At 72.4% G+C, this 16,096-nt stretch carries 12 protein-coding genes; 4 read left to right on the top strand and 8 right to left on the bottom strand.

Features of this window, described 5'->3' with window-relative positions; translation table 11 throughout:
- The first annotated feature begins 5 nt into the window (after positions 1-5).
- The gene (locus AC56KZ_RS02210; protein WP_497161202.1) at positions 6-446 is read left to right on the top strand and encodes an SH3 domain-containing protein; all 441 of its coding nucleotides are present in this window, start codon (positions 6-8) and stop codon (positions 444-446) included.
- Position 447: 1 nt separating this feature from the next.
- On the opposite strand, the gene AC56KZ_RS02215 is transcribed toward AC56KZ_RS02210, so the two are convergent.
- Positions 448-915: a GNAT family N-acetyltransferase gene (locus tag AC56KZ_RS02215; RefSeq protein ID WP_497160497.1), complete on the bottom strand. Its 468-nt coding sequence runs from the start codon at positions 913-915 to the stop codon at positions 448-450.
- A gap of 71 nt (positions 916-986) precedes the next feature.
- On the opposite strand from AC56KZ_RS02215, the gene AC56KZ_RS02220 reads away from it, so the two are divergent.
- Both AC56KZ_RS02220 and AC56KZ_RS02225 read left to right on the top strand, forming a co-directional pair.
- Positions 987-1,955, top strand: a complete 969-nt coding sequence (locus AC56KZ_RS02220) for a PP2C family protein-serine/threonine phosphatase (protein WP_497160498.1) — start codon at positions 987-989, stop codon at positions 1,953-1,955.
- A 70-nt stretch (positions 1,956-2,025) separates the two neighbouring features.
- Positions 2,026-3,621: an FHA domain-containing protein gene (locus AC56KZ_RS02225; protein ID WP_497160499.1), complete on the top strand. Its 1,596-nt coding sequence runs from the start codon at positions 2,026-2,028 to the stop codon at positions 3,619-3,621.
- A 73-nt stretch (positions 3,622-3,694) separates the two neighbouring features.
- Here AC56KZ_RS02225 and AC56KZ_RS02230 read toward each other — a convergent pair whose 3' ends face one another.
- From AC56KZ_RS02230 to AC56KZ_RS02260, 7 genes are all read right to left on the bottom strand, one after another.
- Entirely contained in the window at positions 3,695-6,001 is a 2,307-nt protein-coding gene (locus AC56KZ_RS02230; protein WP_497160500.1) for a bifunctional serine/threonine-protein kinase/formylglycine-generating enzyme family protein, read from the bottom strand.
- Between the two features lie 26 nt (positions 6,002-6,027).
- Positions 6,028-8,112, bottom strand: a complete 2,085-nt coding sequence (locus tag AC56KZ_RS02235; protein WP_497160501.1) for a coiled-coil domain-containing protein — start codon at positions 8,110-8,112, stop codon at positions 6,028-6,030.
- 167 nt (positions 8,113-8,279) lie between these two features.
- Positions 8,280-9,293 carry a hypothetical protein gene (locus AC56KZ_RS02240; RefSeq protein WP_497160502.1) on the bottom strand — a complete coding sequence of 338 codons (1,014 nt, stop codon included), beginning with the start codon at positions 9,291-9,293 and terminating at the stop codon, positions 8,280-8,282.
- Entirely contained in the window at positions 9,290-10,360 is a 1,071-nt protein-coding gene (locus AC56KZ_RS02245) for a hypothetical protein (protein WP_497160503.1), read from the bottom strand. Before AC56KZ_RS02245 ends, AC56KZ_RS02240 begins: the two co-directional genes overlap by 4 nt.
- Entirely contained in the window at positions 10,357-10,965 is a 609-nt protein-coding gene (locus AC56KZ_RS02250; RefSeq protein WP_497160504.1) for a hypothetical protein, read from the bottom strand. Before AC56KZ_RS02250 ends, AC56KZ_RS02245 begins: the two co-directional genes overlap by 4 nt.
- Complete coding sequence (locus AC56KZ_RS02255; RefSeq protein WP_497160505.1) at positions 10,962-12,278, bottom strand: hypothetical protein; 1,317 nt, start codon at positions 12,276-12,278, stop codon at positions 10,962-10,964. Before AC56KZ_RS02255 ends, AC56KZ_RS02250 begins: the two co-directional genes overlap by 4 nt.
- 88 nt (positions 12,279-12,366) lie before the next feature.
- On the bottom strand, positions 12,367-15,576 hold the full coding sequence (locus AC56KZ_RS02260; RefSeq protein WP_497160506.1) for a penicillin-binding transpeptidase domain-containing protein: 3,210 nt from the start codon (positions 15,574-15,576) through the stop codon (positions 12,367-12,369).
- 233 nt (positions 15,577-15,809) lie between these two features.
- On the opposite strand from AC56KZ_RS02260, the gene AC56KZ_RS02265 reads away from it, so the two are divergent.
- Entirely contained in the window at positions 15,810-16,049 is a 240-nt protein-coding gene (locus tag AC56KZ_RS02265) for a hypothetical protein (RefSeq protein WP_497160507.1), read from the top strand.
- Positions 16,050-16,096: the final 47 nt, after the last annotated feature.

Below are 16,096 nucleotides of genomic sequence, written 5' to 3' on the forward strand. Positions count from 1 at the left end.
ACGCCATGCCGGCCTCGATCCTGCCCTTCGCCTGCCTCGCGGCGGCGCTGCTGGCGACGCTGGCGCTGGCGGCGCGCCTGACGCCCGGCGCCTGGTGGCGCCGCCCGAACGCACGGGCCCTGGCGGTGCTGGCAGCCGGTACCTGCGTCATCGGCGGCGCCTTGTGGTGGATCGCCGGTCCGCGGGACGATCCTCCACACAGCGTTGCGGCCGCCGTCCAGGCGCCGCCGCAGGGGCGCAGCTACCGGGTCGCCGAGGCGCTCAACATGCGCGCGGCGAACGGCGTCGGCGCCCGCCGCGTGACGGTGCTGCCGGCCGGCTCGACCGTGACCGCGACCGGCCGCATCGATGGCGACTGGTGGCAGGTGCGGGCCCAGGTCGACGGCCGTCCTATCGAGGGCTGGGCCAGCAGCCTGTGGCTGCGCCGTGGCGACGAAGCGCGCTGATTCAGTCCGGCGCCGCGACGGCAAAGCGCATCGGGTTGACCTTCAGCCCCTTCACGCATTGCAGCGGACCGGTGCGCTCGAAGCCGAAGGCCTCGTACACCGGCACCGCGAAGCTCGATGCGTTCACCGTAAAGGCGCCGCTGCCGCCGCGCGCGATCGCCGCGGCGCGCGCCACCTCCCACAGGCGGCGCGCCAGTCCCTGCCGGTGCCAACGGCGGTCGACGAACAGGTGGTACAGGTGGTCGTGGTTGCGGATGGCGATGAAGCCCGCCAGTTCGGCGCCATCGACGGCCACGTGATAGACATGGCCGCCCTGCACGAAGCCGCGCAGGCCTTGCTCGTCGTTCTCGCGCAGGAAATTGGCGGCGCCTTCGGGCGGCGCGTCGTGCACGATGTACTCGAGGGCGCTGGCGCGAAACAGGCGCGCCATGGCGGCCAGGTCGTGGTCTTCGCAGGGACGGATCAGCATGGAAGAGACAAGCTTTGCCAAAACTGCAAGCTAACATATGATGAATGTCCACATCAAGCGCGTTTCAACACATGTTCGAACACCTGAATTTCGGCGCACGGCTGGACGTGGCGGCGCACAGCGCCGTCGGCGCCGGCCCCGTCATGCGTCCTGAAAACCAGGACAACTGCCTGCTGATCGATGCCGCCGGAAACGCTTGTTTTCTTGCCGGCGGCCAGCCGCAGACAAGCACGGTGGCAGGCTGGCCGCCTGGCCACGTGCGCCTGGCAGTCCTCGACGGCATGGGCGGGCATAGCCACGGGCGCGAAGCGGCGCAGGCGGCGGCCGCCGGCCTGCTGGCGATTCCCGCCTGCCGCAAGGCCGGCGCCCTGTCAGGCCACCTGGAGCGCCTGCACGACACGCTGCAGCGGCGCTTCGACGCCCTCGACGACGGCATGCCCCGCCCCGGAACCACGCTGACGCTGCTGGAACTGCCGCCCGAGGGCCAGGGCGAGGCCCTGCTCTGGCATGTGGGCGACTCGCGCCTGTATGAAATCACGGCGGGCGGCGCCTTGCCATTGACCGTGGACCACGTTCCGGCCACGCTGGCGGCGATGGCCGGGCTGCTGGACGAAGACGCCTGGCGCCGCCAGGTGCACGGCCGCCATGGGCCGCAGATCGCCCAGGCCTTCATCCTCGGGAACACCCTGGCCGACCCGGCGCGCCTGGACGACGGCCTGTTCGCAATGACGCCCGACTCTCTTCCGCCCTGGCTGCGCGCGCTGCCGGACCGGCGCGCCATCACACTGCGTGGCGATGCGCTCTATTTGCTCGCCACCGACGGTTTCTGGTCCTGCTACGACCCCGCCGCCTTCGTCGCCCGCTGGCCGCGGCTGCTGGCGCAGGATGGCGCAGGCGGGGCGGCCGGCGCGATCGCCGCCCTGTTCGCGGAGATGGAAACGCGGCCGCCGGCCGGCCTGCAGCCGGACAACCTGACGGCGATCGCCCTGCGCATGCGCAATCCGGCGCGCGACGAGACGGCATTGCCGCAACACCCTTAGCGCAAGGATGGCGCGCGCCATGGCGGCATGAATACTGCTAAGCTCTGCCGATCCACGAGGTCAGCCATCCATGAACCGTTGCAGCCATCCCGAGCATCCGCACTGCACCGTCTGGGTGATGCCGGGGGAATCCGCCTGTGCACATGGCCACATACAAGCCGTGGCGGCGTCGCCGGCCGGGTTGAACCCGGTTCCCGAGCGGCCTCCCGTGCCCAAGCTGGCGACCGGCCCGATCACGCCGGGCGCCCCTACGCCGGGCGCCCCCGCCAGGCTGCGCCCGCACCTGCGCGTCAGCGGCTTCGACCCGCGCGCGGCCGGCGGACGCCAGGTACTCAAGCTCGAATTGCGCGGCATGCCGGCCGATGCCGCACCGAAGGTCGGCATGTCGGCCAGCTCGCGCCTGCGCCTGGACGGCGGCGCACGCCACAATTTCATGCGCACCGGGCGCGGCGAGTGGCTGCCGGTCTTTCTCGAATTTTCCTCGCGCGGGCTCGAACACGGCCAGTACCGGATCGAGCTCGAATTGCACAGCCGCCCGGTTGAGGCGGGGCCGGGACGCACCTGGGTCGCCACCCTGCTGATCCTGGCGCCGCGCCGCGATGCCAGCCTGCGCGACATCCACCAGACCTTCCTCGCAACGCACAAGAACGTGCGCGTCAGCGCCACCGACGCCTCGATCGCGCGCGTCAAGGCGGGCGTCGGCGGCGGCAGCGTCGATATCGACGTCGAGGCCAGCAATGCCGGCATCGCCCACCTCGACCTCGACACGGGCAGCGGCGGCGGCAAGATCGACCTCGGCTTCTCGAACATCGCCTGGGACGAAGATCTGATGGAGATCGACCAGCCGCCCAGCCAGCCTGCCGTCGGGGCCGCCGGCGAGCCGGCGCCGCGCCATCCCTGCCCGGCCAGCACCGGCTGCCTGGTGTCCGACGCCCAGGCGCCGCTGCGCTACCTGCGCCTGTTCGCGCTCGACGAATGCGTGCTCGGACGCCGCGATGACGGCGCGCCCGAGGCCGACCTGCTGCTGGCGCACCACGGCCCGGACGGGCCGGACCGTGAAGGCCTGACACGCCGCATCTCGGCGCGCCATGCCCTCATCCGGCGCGGGCGCGATGGCTTCGTGATCGAAGACGTGTCGCGCTTCGGGCTGCTGCTCGACGGCGCCTGGCCAGGCAAGCACACGCCGGTGCTGCTGCGCGCCGGCATGCGTATCGAACTGACGGCCAGCATACCCGGGGTGGCCGTGCTGGAAGTCGGCGCGATCCTGCCCAACGGCGTTGTGCTGCGCCGCGTCGACGCCGGTGCGGGCCACGAAGCGTTTGTCCTGCTGGAACCGGAGCGTGCACTGGACGACGTGGGCGGAGGTGTGCGTGGAAATGCACCCAGCCTGCCGCCCCTGTTCCATCAACATGGCGGCTTCTGGCAACAGGACCCGGCAGGCGGCGCTTCAAGGCCGCTCACAGCGGGAGGCGCGCCGCGGTTTGCCGCCCGCGCCTATCCGGAGCGGGACGACGGCGCACGGGCCGGCGCGCTGCCGGGCTCAGTGCCGCATCAGGAAGAAAATCAGCGAGACGCCCGCCAGCAGGGCTGCCTGCAGCGCAAAGACGACGGCGGGGATGCGCAGTTCCTCAGGGATTTTCATGGCGTGTCCTTCCAGGGCCCGTAAAAACACCGTTTGAAAGCCCCAGCCTACGCCGTCCGTACAGGGCGTGCGCACGCTAGCCAGTGAGTAATCGACCTCAGGAAATGTCCTGAACGCCTAGCGGCGCGTCCTCGCCCTCGCGCAATTCGCGCACCACCCGGAAGCCCACGATATCGTTCGACATCACCGCCGAAAAGGCGTTGCGCAGGGCCGAGCGCAGGTAGCGCGGGTTGTACAGCCAGCAGCCGCCGCGCAGGACCCGGCGCGGGCGGTCGCCGCCGCGCTCGCCGCCGCGCCCAGGGCGGGCCCCGCTCTCTTCCCAAGCGCTGCCGTCGAGCGGCGCGCCCTCGTAATTGTCGTGCATGACATCCTGCACCCATTCCCAGACGTTGCCATGCATGTCGTGCAGGCCCCACGGGTTGGCGGGAAACTGCGTGACCGGGGTGGTGCCGCGCCGGTAGTCGCCGTGGGCGCCGCCGTTCCAGCTGAAGTTGCCGTCGTAGTTGGCCCGGCTGGGGTCGATGTTGTCGCCGAAGCTGAACGCGGTCCTGGTGCCGGCGCGGCAGGCGTATTCCCACTCCGCCTCGCTCGGCAGGCGGTAGCGCGCGCCGGTGGCCTCGGACAGCCAGTCCAGGTAGCGCTGGGCATCGCCCCAGGAAACGCCCACCACCGGATGCGAGTCGAGCTGCACGAAGCCGGGCGCAAAAGGGTCGACCTCGCCGCCCGGCTGCCACCCGGTCGCCGCGGCAAAGGCGCGCCATTCGCCCACCGTCACCGGATAGCGGCCCAGCGCGAACGGCCGCTCGATGCCGACCCAGTGCTGCGGCGTTTCGCGCGCCAGCCAGCTTTCCTGGGCGCCGCAGGCCATCGCGATTTTCCGTTCGTGCTCGGGCGAGCCCATCTGGAAGCGGCCCGCCTTGACCACGACCAGCTCCGGCCCCAGGCCGGCGCCGTCCTGGAAGCTGTCGCGCAGCAGCAGCGGCGCGGGCGCCGGCGCCGCATCCGCCGGGGTGGAAGCGGCGGGCGTGGCGGACACGGCCGCGTCTTGGGGCGCCGCGCCCGGCATGGCCTGCACGCGGGCGCGCTCCTGCTCGGCGAGATAGGCCGCGGCGGCGCGCGCCTGCAGGGCCTTGCGCTGCGCCTCTTCCTGCGCCTCGCGGGTTTTCGCCACTTCCTCGGCGCGCCGCGCGATCAGCTGTTCGCGCAGTGCTTCGCGGCGCAGGCGGCGCGCGGCGTCGACCTGGACGCGCTCGCGCTTTTCCTGCTCGCGCACCAGGCGCACGGCGGCCGCCCGCACCGCGGCGCTGGCCTGGGCGCGCGCCGCTTCGCCCGGGTCGGCGGCGGGCGCACGCTCCGGGCCGGCGGAAGGCGGCGCAGCGGCCGGCGCAGCTTCGTCTAGCGGCGCCGGGGCACCGCGCGAGGCGGGTTGCCGCGCCAGTTGCGCCAGCAGTTGCGACACGCTGTGCTGGCGCTCCCCGGGCGCCTCGGCCAGGCCAGAGCGCAGCGCCTCCCACTGCGCATCGAGCAGCCCGTCCGGCCGCAGGAAGGCCGCGCCGGCAGCGGGCGCGGCGCCCGACAGCATCTGGTGGATCATCACCGCCACCGAATACACGTCCAGGCTGGGCGCCGGCAGGCTGCCGGGCGCGCCCGCTTCCGGCGCCCGGTAGCCCGGCGTGCCGGAGCGCGCCGGCGCCTCGATGGCTGCCTGCATGTGCACGCCCGGACCGGCGCGCGCTCTGGCGGCGATGCCGAAGTCGAGCAGCTTGACCTCGCCGTGCGCGGTGACGAACAGGTTGGCCGGCTTGATGTCGCGGTGGACCAGGCGATGCCTGGCCCAGGCATAGTCGAGCGCCTCGCCGATCGGCGCCAGCAGCGCCAGCACGCGCGCCAGCGGCAGCGGCCCTTCGCGCGCCAGCAAGCGGCCCGCGTCTTCGCCCTCCAGGCATTCCATGATCAGGAAGAAGCTGGAGGTGGCCGGGTCCTGCGCCCAGTCGTAGACGCGCACGATGTGTTCATGGGCCAGGCGCCGCGCGCGCGTGGCTTCCTGCACCAGCAGCCTGGCGTGGCTGCTGCTTTCGGTCAGTTCGGGCGACAGGATCTTCAGCGCCACCTGGGCGCTGTGGCCGAGCGAGGCGTGGGTGGCGAGGTCGGTGGCCTGCCAGACCTGGCCCATGCCGCCGGGCGCGATCAGGCGCTCGAGCCGGTAGCGGCGGTTGGCGGGGCCGACGTGCTGGCCCTGCATCAGGCCCAGTTCCGTGTGCGGCGCGCCCGGGGCGCTGCCCTCGCCCGGGGCGTGGGCGGCGTCCAGCAGCGCGTCCCTGCGCTGCTCGAACTCGGCCCCGCTCAGCAGGCCGTCGTCGTGCAGGGCGCGCAGCTCGCGGATCTTGTCGATAGCTGTCTGCATCGGGTCGGCGCTCGGCTGGGTCCGGACTAGGCGTGCAGCGCGGCGCCGCAGGCGCCGCAGAAACGCTCGCCTGGCGCCACCGGATGGCCATGGACGCAGGCACGGACAGCCTGCGCCTGGGCCGCCAGCGCCGCCTTGTTGACGTCGTTCTGCAGCGCCAGCAGGTCGAGCTGGTGGCGCCGGTCCTTGTCGGCCTCGAGTTCGCGGCGCAGGCGCTCGCGCTCGGCCGCTTCCAGCGCCCCCACCGCGCCGCCGGCCGCCACCACCCCGGCCAGCGCCCCCAGCTGGCCGGCATCCATCGTCGCGTGCACCCGGGTTTTCAGGTAGTCCGACAGGATCGCCGCGTTCGGCGCGGCGGCGACCGCCAGCTTGGTGGTGTCGTCCAGCGCATCGAGCGCGCCGGCGCGTTCGATCTCGAGGCGGGCGCGCTGCAGTTCGTGCTGCCAGGCCGCCTCCTGCTCGGCGCGGCGCTGGGCGTGGCGGCGCTCCTCGGCCATCAGCTCGACTTCTTTCGCCTGGCGTGCCTGGCGATGCTCAGCATCGAGGGTGAGCAGCAGTTTTTCGTGCTGGGCGATGGCGTCCTGCTGGGCGCCTGTGCGGCGCAGCGCGTCGACCTGCTGCTTCACCCCTTCGACCTCGAGGTCGGCCGCCTGCAGGGCGGCGCGCGCCCTGGCATCGGCCTGCTGCTCTTCCCATTCCGCTTCGCGTTCGACGGCGCGGCGGCGCGCGCTGTTGGCCAGCACGACCAGCGCGAACTGGGCCTGGTGTTCCTCCTGGTCGAGTTCGGCGGCGCGGCGCGCGGCCACCGTTTGCGCCGCGCGCAGGCGGGCCAGTTCCTCGCGCTGGCGCGAGGCGTCCTCGATCGTTGCCGCCTGCTCGACCTTGTTGCGGATCTGCTGGACCAGCAACTGCTGCGAGAAGCGCTGCTGCGCCAGGCGGCGCGCCTGCAGCGTTTCCTGCTGGGCCAGTTCGAGCGCGCCGCGCATGCGGATGCGCGCCATCGCCTGCAGCTGCGCCCACTCGGCCTGCTCGCCCGCGCGCTGGGCGCGCTTTTGCAGCAAGTCGTGTTCCAGCCCGGCCAGCACTTCGCCGGCCCCGCGCTCGATGGCCTCGCGCCGCGAGCGCGACTCGGTCACGCGCGCATACAGGTCGATCTCGCGCGCGCGCACCGCCTGGGCCCGTTCGCCATTGGCCAGCGACAGTTCGGCGCGTTCGAGCGTTTCAGTCTGGCGCAGCTCGAGCTGGCGCAGGCGCAGGCGCACCGCCTGCTCTTCGCGCCCGATGCGCTTCCATTCGGCTTCGTCGTACAGCTCATCGAGCTGACGCGCGTGCTCCATCTGCACCCGGCGCTCGTCGGCGGCCAGCCACAGCGTCCCGATACGGGCGCGGTTGGCGTCGAATTTATCGTGGCGCAAGGCCAGCGTATCGACCTGCGCCACGCCCAGGCCGAAGCCGGCCAGCAACAGGCGCAGCGCACCCTGCAGGCGTTCGTCGAATTGCAGGCGCAACTCGCGCTCGCCCGCCATCTCGCGCAGCGAGCGGGCGCCGACGAATTCCGCCGCCAGCTGGCGCACACTCGGCGCGAGCAGCTCGCGCAGCTGCTCGCTTGTGACGGTGCCGGGCATGGTCATGAAATGGCGCGCAAAGGCGGGCACGTTCTCGATGCGCAGGCTGACGCTGAAGCGGCTCGACACCACCAGGTGCTCGCTCGTTTCCAGGTCATCAAAAGCGAATTCGACCGGCAGCGCGCCGGTCCTGGTGACCAGGATTTCGGCGTGGCCGTCGCGCAGCAGGTGGTTCAGGCGCGTGAAGAAGCCTTCGATCTCGTACTCGCCCTGCGGCACTTCGGTCGCTTCCCCGCCCTGCAGGATGTAGGCGCGGGCGCCGGCCGGCACGCGCAGGGTCTTGACGAACAGGCCCGAAAGCGCACGCACGCCGAAAAACACGGCCAGTTCGTCGGGGCCGGCGACCCAGCGGTTCTCGACCAGTACCGGGCTCCTGCCTGGCGCGCCGGGCGTGAGGCCGCAGCCGGCGCAGTAAGCCGCGCCATCGACGTTCTTGCGCGCACAGCGCGGGCAAGGGGTACCGCCAAAACCGAACATCTGGAACATGATCCGACTCCATCCTCTGGTGATGCTAATAGCGACTGCTGACTGATTCTATCAGCCGGCAGCCGACAAGCGTCTGACAAAAGCCTCAGGGCAAGAGGCGTCGTCGAAGACAGTACGCGAGTACGGCGAGACGATGCAACGCTGCCATGGGGCTATTGTCAGGCGCGCTAAATGATTCCGATGCGGTCGATGCAAGCCAGGCTGGCGCCTTTGCGCCGCAAGGCTTCGTTGAAGCCCTCCGGCAAATTGGCTTCCCAGGCGCGCGGCAACAGCACCCGGTCGCCGGATTGCACTTCGCGCTCGATCAGCGCGCACTTCGGGTGCAGGCCCTCGACCGCATCGACCTGGCCCGCATGCCAGGCGCCCGAACATCCGCTGGCGATGATGCGGCCGAGCGGGACGAACTCGCGCCCGCGCGCGATGCGGTCGGCCAGCACCAGCGCCAGTTCCCAGGAACTGCCGTGCAAGCCATCCTGGCCGAAGCGCACCGTCGTGCGCCAGCGGGCGCCGGCCTGGCCGTCGAAGTGGCGTGCCCCCAGCAGCGCATGGCGCACCGCCGCCTGGCGCGCGCCGTCCAGGCCGGGCGCGGCGATCGCATCCTCGTCTGCCGGGTCCGATTCAGGCAGCGGATAGACGCTCACTTCGACCCAGCACAGCGCGTCGTTGACGCCGCCGCTGTGCAGCGGGAACCAGGCGCGCGCGCTCGACACCGAGGCTGCCACGTCGGGCTGGCCCGACAGGGCCCCGAGATGCTGCAGATGCCCGGCGCCGCCGAGCAGGGTTCCCGGCGCAGCGCCACGCAGGTCATGGCCCTCGACGCGGCCGCGCTCCCAGGCGTCCGACCAGCCGTTGGCCACCAGGCCCTCGCGCGCCGCCACCAGGCCGCGCACGGTGCGGTCGGCCAGGACGACGGCCAGTTCCCAGTCGCGTTCCCGCGGGCCCGGCGCGCGGTCGATGCTGATGACGACCTGGTCACGGCTGTCGTGGCGCGCCTCGGTCAGCCGCGCCAGGCGCGCCACCTGCGCCATGCGCAGCGCCAGGGCCGGCGCACCGGGTGCGCTGCACTTGAGCTCGGCCCGCCCGCCCCGTGGGCGACGCGTGGCCGTCACCCATGCCAGGCTGCCGTCGGCCAGCAGGCTGGCGACGCGGGCGCTGTCCGGCCATGCGCTCCGGGCCTTCATGCGTCTTCCTCGGCCGGCGCCACCCGCTTGCGCCCGTCCATGGCATGTTCGAGGTTGGCGACGATGCGGTCGGCATCGTCGAGCAAGGCGGCGATTCCCGCATCGTCGGCGGCGCGCTCGAACCTGGCCAATAGCGCCCAGGCTTCGTCGAGGGCGTTCGCGGCCCGCACGCTGTGGCGCGCGCGCCGCAGTTGCTGCGCCGGCGCCAGCGGCTGGCCGGGTGCAGCCAGGCTGAGCGCCGGCATCGTATTCGCCGCCAGGCTGAGCAGGTCGAGGCGGTTCAGCAATGCCTGCTGCTGGCGGAACAAGCCTTTTCCCTCTGGCAGCGCGGCCAGCCGCAGGCCGCACATCAGGCCGGGCAGTTCCAGGAAAAGGCGGCGCAGCGCGCGCGCGTCGTCCCGGGCCGGCTCGAGCTCGGCCGACATCGGGGCCGACATCGTGGCCCCGATGTCGGCGGCTGGCATGGCGTCGGCGCATTGCACCGCCACGCGCGCCTGCAATTCGCGCGCGTAGTCGCGGCTGCCGGCCAGGTCGACCGGCACGCAATCCTCGACGGTCACGCCGAAGCGCGTATACATCAGCTGGTTGAAGCCGCCCCGAAAAGCGTTCCACTCGTCGAGCGTGGCGCAGGGCGGCAAGTGCAGGTTGCCCTGGGCCAGCTCGCGCTGCAGCGCGGCCTCGGCCTGCGCCGCGAAACCGGCCAGGCTGGTTTGCGCCGCCGCTTCGCTCGCCAGGTAAAGATCGAAACGCTGCTGGGCGACGCGCGGATCCGGGCTGTCGACCACAAAACTGGTGGCGAGGCCAATTTCGGGCGCGGCGGCAAACGGCGCCAGCAGGCAGCGATACGGACCGGGATGGAAGCACCATGCGGCCTCGCCTTTGGCCAGCACCATGCGCCCGCCCGCGCTGACGCGGCGCGTGTGGCCGCCGGGGCCGGCGACGACGCCGATGGCGCCCGCCGGCAGAGAGCAGTTCGAGTCGATTGAACGCGCGATGAGCTCCGTCCCGAGCCCGGCGGCGTCCGCAGCCGGGCTGCCTGCGATCCGGCCGAACAGCTCGAACATCATGGCGCGGGCGTCTCTGCAGGCAGCACGCTGAAGCGCGCACCGGCGCCCTGGAAATGGACGGACGGCGCATCCGCGAAAGGCCATGGCGCTTCGCATTCGCCGTCCGGGTCGAGGCGGCCTGCCAGCACCTCGGCGCCGGCGCCGTCGAGCACGCGCACGGGCGCTGTCGCACGCAGCAGGCGCGCGGCGAACGGCGCATCGGGCAGCAGTTGCAGGATCACGCTGCGCGCGCCGGCGGCATCGACGAAATGCAGGCGCCAGTAGCCGTCGTCGGTGCCGAGCACGTCGAGCGCGGCGCCGCTGTCGGCGGCGCGCAGCATGCCGCCGCTGCCCGTCCAGGAAGCTTCGTTCGCAGGCGCAGCCGATGACGCCGCGGCGTGGCGCGCCAAAGCCAGCGTACGCAGGCGCCGCGTCGTCAAGGGCGATGCCTGCAGCGCGGCGCGCTCGCCGCCGGTCAAGGGACGGCTGGCGTCCAGGGCCGCCAACAGCACCGCGTCGGCCAGCACCAGGCGGTCGCCTTCGACCCGCGGGCGCAGCAGCAGGCGCCCGCGCAGCTTGCGCTCCAGGTCCGCCTCGGTAATCGTGTTCGTGCTTCGTGTATTCACTCTGTCCTCCCGTTTGTAGTGCTGCTCCATGCTTCCCCCTGCAGCCTGCCGATGGCCGCATCGCGCCGCTTGCGCAAAGTGGGCAGCGAGACATCCATCAAGGCCGCCAGCTGCGCCATTGTCGGCAGCGCGCCGGTGGCCGGGTCGCACCAGGCATCCGGATAGCTGTCGTCGACGCCGCCGAGCAGCTTCAGGTAGACCGCCAGGCGCACCGGCAGCGCTTCGCGCGCCAGCAGCCGCGCGCTCCAGCTGCCCGCATCCTCGGCCAGGCCCGCCGCACGAACAAAGCCGGGGGGCAGTGAAACCGACTGCGCGCGCGCGAGTTCAAGCGGATCATCCTCCGGCGGCGCCGCGCCGCTCGTGGCGCTTGGTTCCGGTGCCGGAAACGCGTCCAGCTCGTCCTGCGCCGCTTCCAGGATCAGGTCCGGACCGGGCGTGCACGCTTCCTCGGACTCGCTCAGCACGCGCTGAACATCTTCCAGCCAGGCGCCGGCGGCTTCGCGCTCGTGCAGCCAGTCGGCGTCGCGATTGCTCGACAGGGACTCGTATTCGCCGATCTCGGCCAGCATCTCGCGGATCTTGCCGGGATTGTTCTTCAGGCTGTCGAAGCGCTTAGATCGCGTGTGCAGCGGACCGGCGGCGCCACTGAAGCGTTCCAGGGTTTCGGACCAGCGCATGATCCACTCGGGACGGCAGGCGGCGATGGTCTGCAGCTGGCGCACCTCGATCGGCAGGCTGGACTCCAGGGTGCGCCCGAGGATGGCGCCGACTTGCGCGCGGTGCTCGCGCCAGCCGGCGAACAAGCGCGCGAGTTCGCCATAGGCGGTGTCGAGCATGCGGTAGGCATAAATGCGGTTCGGGCTGCAGGGACGGCCGCAGGCGGCCTGGTAGTTGTCGGCGTCGACCTTGTCGCGCAGGACGGCAAACATGTCGTTCACCTTCTTGCGCAGCGACGCTTCACCGCCCGGCTGGCGCCAGAACGCGGGAACGCGCGCGTGCTCCTTGCCCAGCGCGCTGCGAAAGGCTTCCCAGTCGGCTGGCCGCGCCGCCAGTTCGTAAGCGAGCAGCAGGGCCAGTTCTCCGCTCGAATCGCCGTAACTGTTGGCGCTCGCATGAAAGCGCGCGCCGCCGCGCTGGGCGTGCAGCGCCTCGGCCAGAGAATCGACGTACAGCGCCAGCGACGCCTCCAGCGGCGCCGGGGCCAGCAGCTCGAGCGGGTTGCAGCGCGCAAAGGCATCGAGCGAGCAGGCGCCGAGCAGTTTGCGCACGCCTTCCCAGCCAGGCTCCTGGTACCGGGTTCCCGGTAAACGCATACCGTCCTCTCCATCCAATGTTGTTTCGGGCAAACGACTTTTGTCAATCATGCCACAGGAGCTGGAGGGGAAGGCGCGCTGGAGCGCGTCAGTTCGCTTTCGTCCTGGACGCCTCCATCAGCATCGAGCGCAGCAGCGCGGCCACCACCGGCGCCGCATGCTCGCCGCCGGTGGCGCCGGAGCGGCTGACGAAGGCGGCAAACGCGAGCCGGCGGGTCTGGCCGGGGATGCTGCCGGGCTCGAGCCAGCCGGTGAACCAGACCGTCGCCTGGCCATCCTGGCCAATCGGCGCGGTGCCGGTCTTGCCGTACAGGCCGGCGCGCAGGCCATCGAATTCGCGCGCGCGGAAGGCGCTTGCGGCGGTCCCGCGCGTGACGACGCCCTGCAGCCCCGCCCGCACCCGGTCCAGGCGCACGCCGAGCGGCGCGCCAGGCGCGTTTTGCGCAGGCCGCCCGTCGAGGCTCAGGAGCAGGCGCGGCACGATGGCGCGGCCTTCGCCGACCGCCCCGGCGACCATCGCCATGTGCAGCGGGGTTGCCTGCATGCGCAGGCCGATCGCCATCTGGCGCACTTCGTGGCGCGAGCCGATCGGGTCGATCCCGGCGCGGCTGGCCTGCAGCGCATCCCAGTGGCGCCAGTCGTAGTCAGCCGGCAGCAGGCCGCCGTCGAGCGCCAGCGCCCCTCCGAAGCCGAGGCGGCGCGCCATGTCGGCGATCGGACGTATCCCCGCCAGCGGGTGCGGCCCGAGGCCCGGATCGGAATCGGCTTCGAGCGCGCGCAGGCTGGGCGCGCCGCCGCCGGCTTTTCCGAACAGGCTGGCGTCGCCCAGTTCGGCGGTCCAGGCGAACCAGGTATTCAGGCTGTAGGTCAGCGCCTGGGCCAGTCCCAGCTTGCCGTCCTGGACGCGGCGCTCGAGGGTGCCGTCGCGGAAGTTGGTGATGTGCGCCAGCTTGCCGCTGGCTGGATAGCTTGCGGCGCTGCTGCGGAAATCGAAGCCGGCGCCGCGCGCCAGCGCATCGATCGACGCCAGCGGCATGCCCTGCAACAGCGCATCGAGGCGCGGATCGCGCTGCGCCGCCAGCTCCAGGCCGAGCGCGCTGACGATCTTGAAGGTCGAGCCGGGGCTGCGTTCGGCGCCGCCGTCGTGCTGCAGCGCCGCCTGGCGCAGGGGACTGCGCGCCGGATCGACACGGTCGAAGTCGCGCACTTCGATCCAAGGGGTTGCCGGCGCCACGCCGGCGCCGGCGCTGGCGGCGGCCAGGATGTCGCCATTGCCCGTGTCGAGCAGCACCAGGCCGGCCTGGCGCCCCGGCGGTGGCGCGGCGCCACCCTGGCAGCGCACCCCGTCCCAGCGGCCGCCGCGCAGGCCGGCGCACTCCAGGGCATCCTGGCTGGCGCGCTGCAGGCCGAGGTCCAGGCTCAGGCTTGCGGCGTGGGCGCGGCCATTCGGGGACGGCAGCCGCGCCAGCATGCCGGCGATGCTGTTGGCATGCCCGGCGTGCAGGCCCAGCAGCGGCGCCAGGCCAGCCGACCGCGCCGCGGCGCTGGCGGCGCCGGCCTGCCAGAGCGGCGCGCCCGCGCGGTCGGCCAGCAGTACCGGCGCGCCACTCGCGGCGGGCGGCGCGCTGAGGGCCGGCATGGACGGCTGCGCCAGCGGCTTCCAGGCCAGGCGCTGGTGTTCCACCCGCAGGTGACGCCAGGCGGCGTCGCCGCTTCCCGCCATGCCGGCCAGGTCGAGCGGCGCGGCGTCGATCACGATGCGGCGGCTTCCTGCCAGCGGAGTCAGCACCAGCTCGGCCACATCGCCTGGCCCCAGGCAGGCGCGCCCGCCACAGACCGGGCGCAGCGCGGCCACCCGCGCTCCCTCGACGGCGCGCACGCGTCCGGCCAGCAGTACGGCAATGCGCTCGGCGCCGCTGGCTGCCCGGGGAAGCGTCAGGGCCAGCCGCGCGCTGGCGGCGCCGGCCGGCCAGTCGGCCACCCGCTGCCACGGCGCCCAGCCCTCGGGCAGGCGTTCGAACAGGCGCGAGGCCGCCAGCGGCATCGGCGCGCCGCCGGCGAGCGCGACGGCGCCGGCCTCGGCCTGCCAGGCACCCTGTGCATCCGGGCGCACGCGCCAGGCCAGCAGGCGCCGTTCGGCATTGAAGATCCGGATCTGCTCGCGCACATAGGCGCCATCGGCGCGCCCGTGCAGGCGTTCGAGCAGGCGGCGCGCGCTGTCGTCGAGCAGCACGCCATCCCAGGCGCCGAGGTCGGCCGAGCGCTGCGCGGCAGGGGCGGCGCGCCAGGCGGCCAGGTCGCGCGGCGCGGTTTCGATCATGCCGGAGTGCGCCAGGCGCACCAGGCCGCGCGCCTGCAGGCTGTCGAACAGGGCGCCGTCCTCGAGGCGCGCCGGGGCCACGTTCGGCACCCGGTAATCGCCCGGCGCCAGCATGGCGCTGCGCACGGCGCCGTGCCGTGGGAAGGCGGCTACGAGGGCCGTTGCCGCCAGTCCTGGCGCAGGACGGTAACGCGTCAGCACCAGTTCGCCTGCCAGGGGGCAGGCGCCGCTGGCACGGCGCGTTACCCGCAGCGCGTGCCGGCCGGCCCACAGCAGCCAGCCGTCGCGCCCGAGCACGGCCGCGCCGCGCGCGCCGCTCGACACGGCGCCGGCCGCCGCATCGCCGATCCAGCGCGCCTGGGCTCCGTGCCAGGCCAGCTGCAGCGTTTCGCTGGCGGCCGTGCCCGTGATATCGACGCGCGGCATGGCGTCGCCGGCCAGTACCACGTTCCTGAGCGTGACGGGCGCCGCGCCGGACTCGTTGCGCGCGACCCAGCGCGCCACATCGGCGAAGCGATAGCCGATCCGCAGCGGCGCCAGGCGCGCGCCGCTCCCCTCCAGCGTCTGGCTGCACAGGTCGATGACGACCGGCTGCGCCGCGCGCATGCCGGACAGGACCAGCAGCGCCCCGCCCGGCTGGGCTTCAAGCGTGACGCCGGGTTGCACCGGCACGCGAAAGGCCAGGCCGGGCAGCGCCGGCTGAAAGGTGGCGAGCGAACGCAAGCCGGCCTCCTGCGAGCGGCCCGACACCGCCGCGCCGAGGGAGCGCGCGTGGCCGGCGATGACGGCCGCACCGGCAATGGCCAGCACACAGCCGGCCATGCCCAGCCAGAAAACCGGGCCGGCAGGGATGCGAAGGCTGAGCGGCGCTGCCGGCGTCCGCGCCGGCTGCGCCCTGGCGCGCCCGGCACGCAGGTTGCGCGCGCGCCGCCATGCCAGGCGCCGTGCGCGCAAGCCTTCGAATAACGTGGCGATCATTCCTCCATCCCTTCCTCCTGGCGGCCGCGGCCGATGCGTTCCCGGGACTTCCTAGCGGGGGGAGAGGAAAAGCATGCAGATACGGCCGGGTTGACCGGAGTTGGCGGCACGTCGCACCGGGTTTTATGCAGGCCATCCCGCTTTTCATGCGGCTTGTCGCAATCCGGTGGCCCTCCCTCACCGGCGGGACTAGAGTGGACACATTCCCCACCACCCCTGCAAGGAGAAACACCGTGAACCTCGTCAAGCACATGGAAGCCGTTTTCGTCGTTGCCCTCGCAGCAGCCGGGTCGGCAAGCTATTTCACCGACGCCCTGCCGCAAGCCCACGCCAGCCGGGCCGTCATCCAGGATTCGAGCATCGCCACCGAAACCAGGATGGCGGTCGTCGTGGTCAAGGGCAAGCGCCTGAGCCCCGCGGAAAAACAGTTCCTCGTGCTGGCCGAGCGCCGTGCCGGCGGGAGCCGTATTTGATTGCCCGCCGCACCCGGGCCATGTCCTGCACGGACATGGCCTGACCC

The sequence above is a fragment of the Telluria sp. LT2P34 genome (assembly GCF_059685915.1).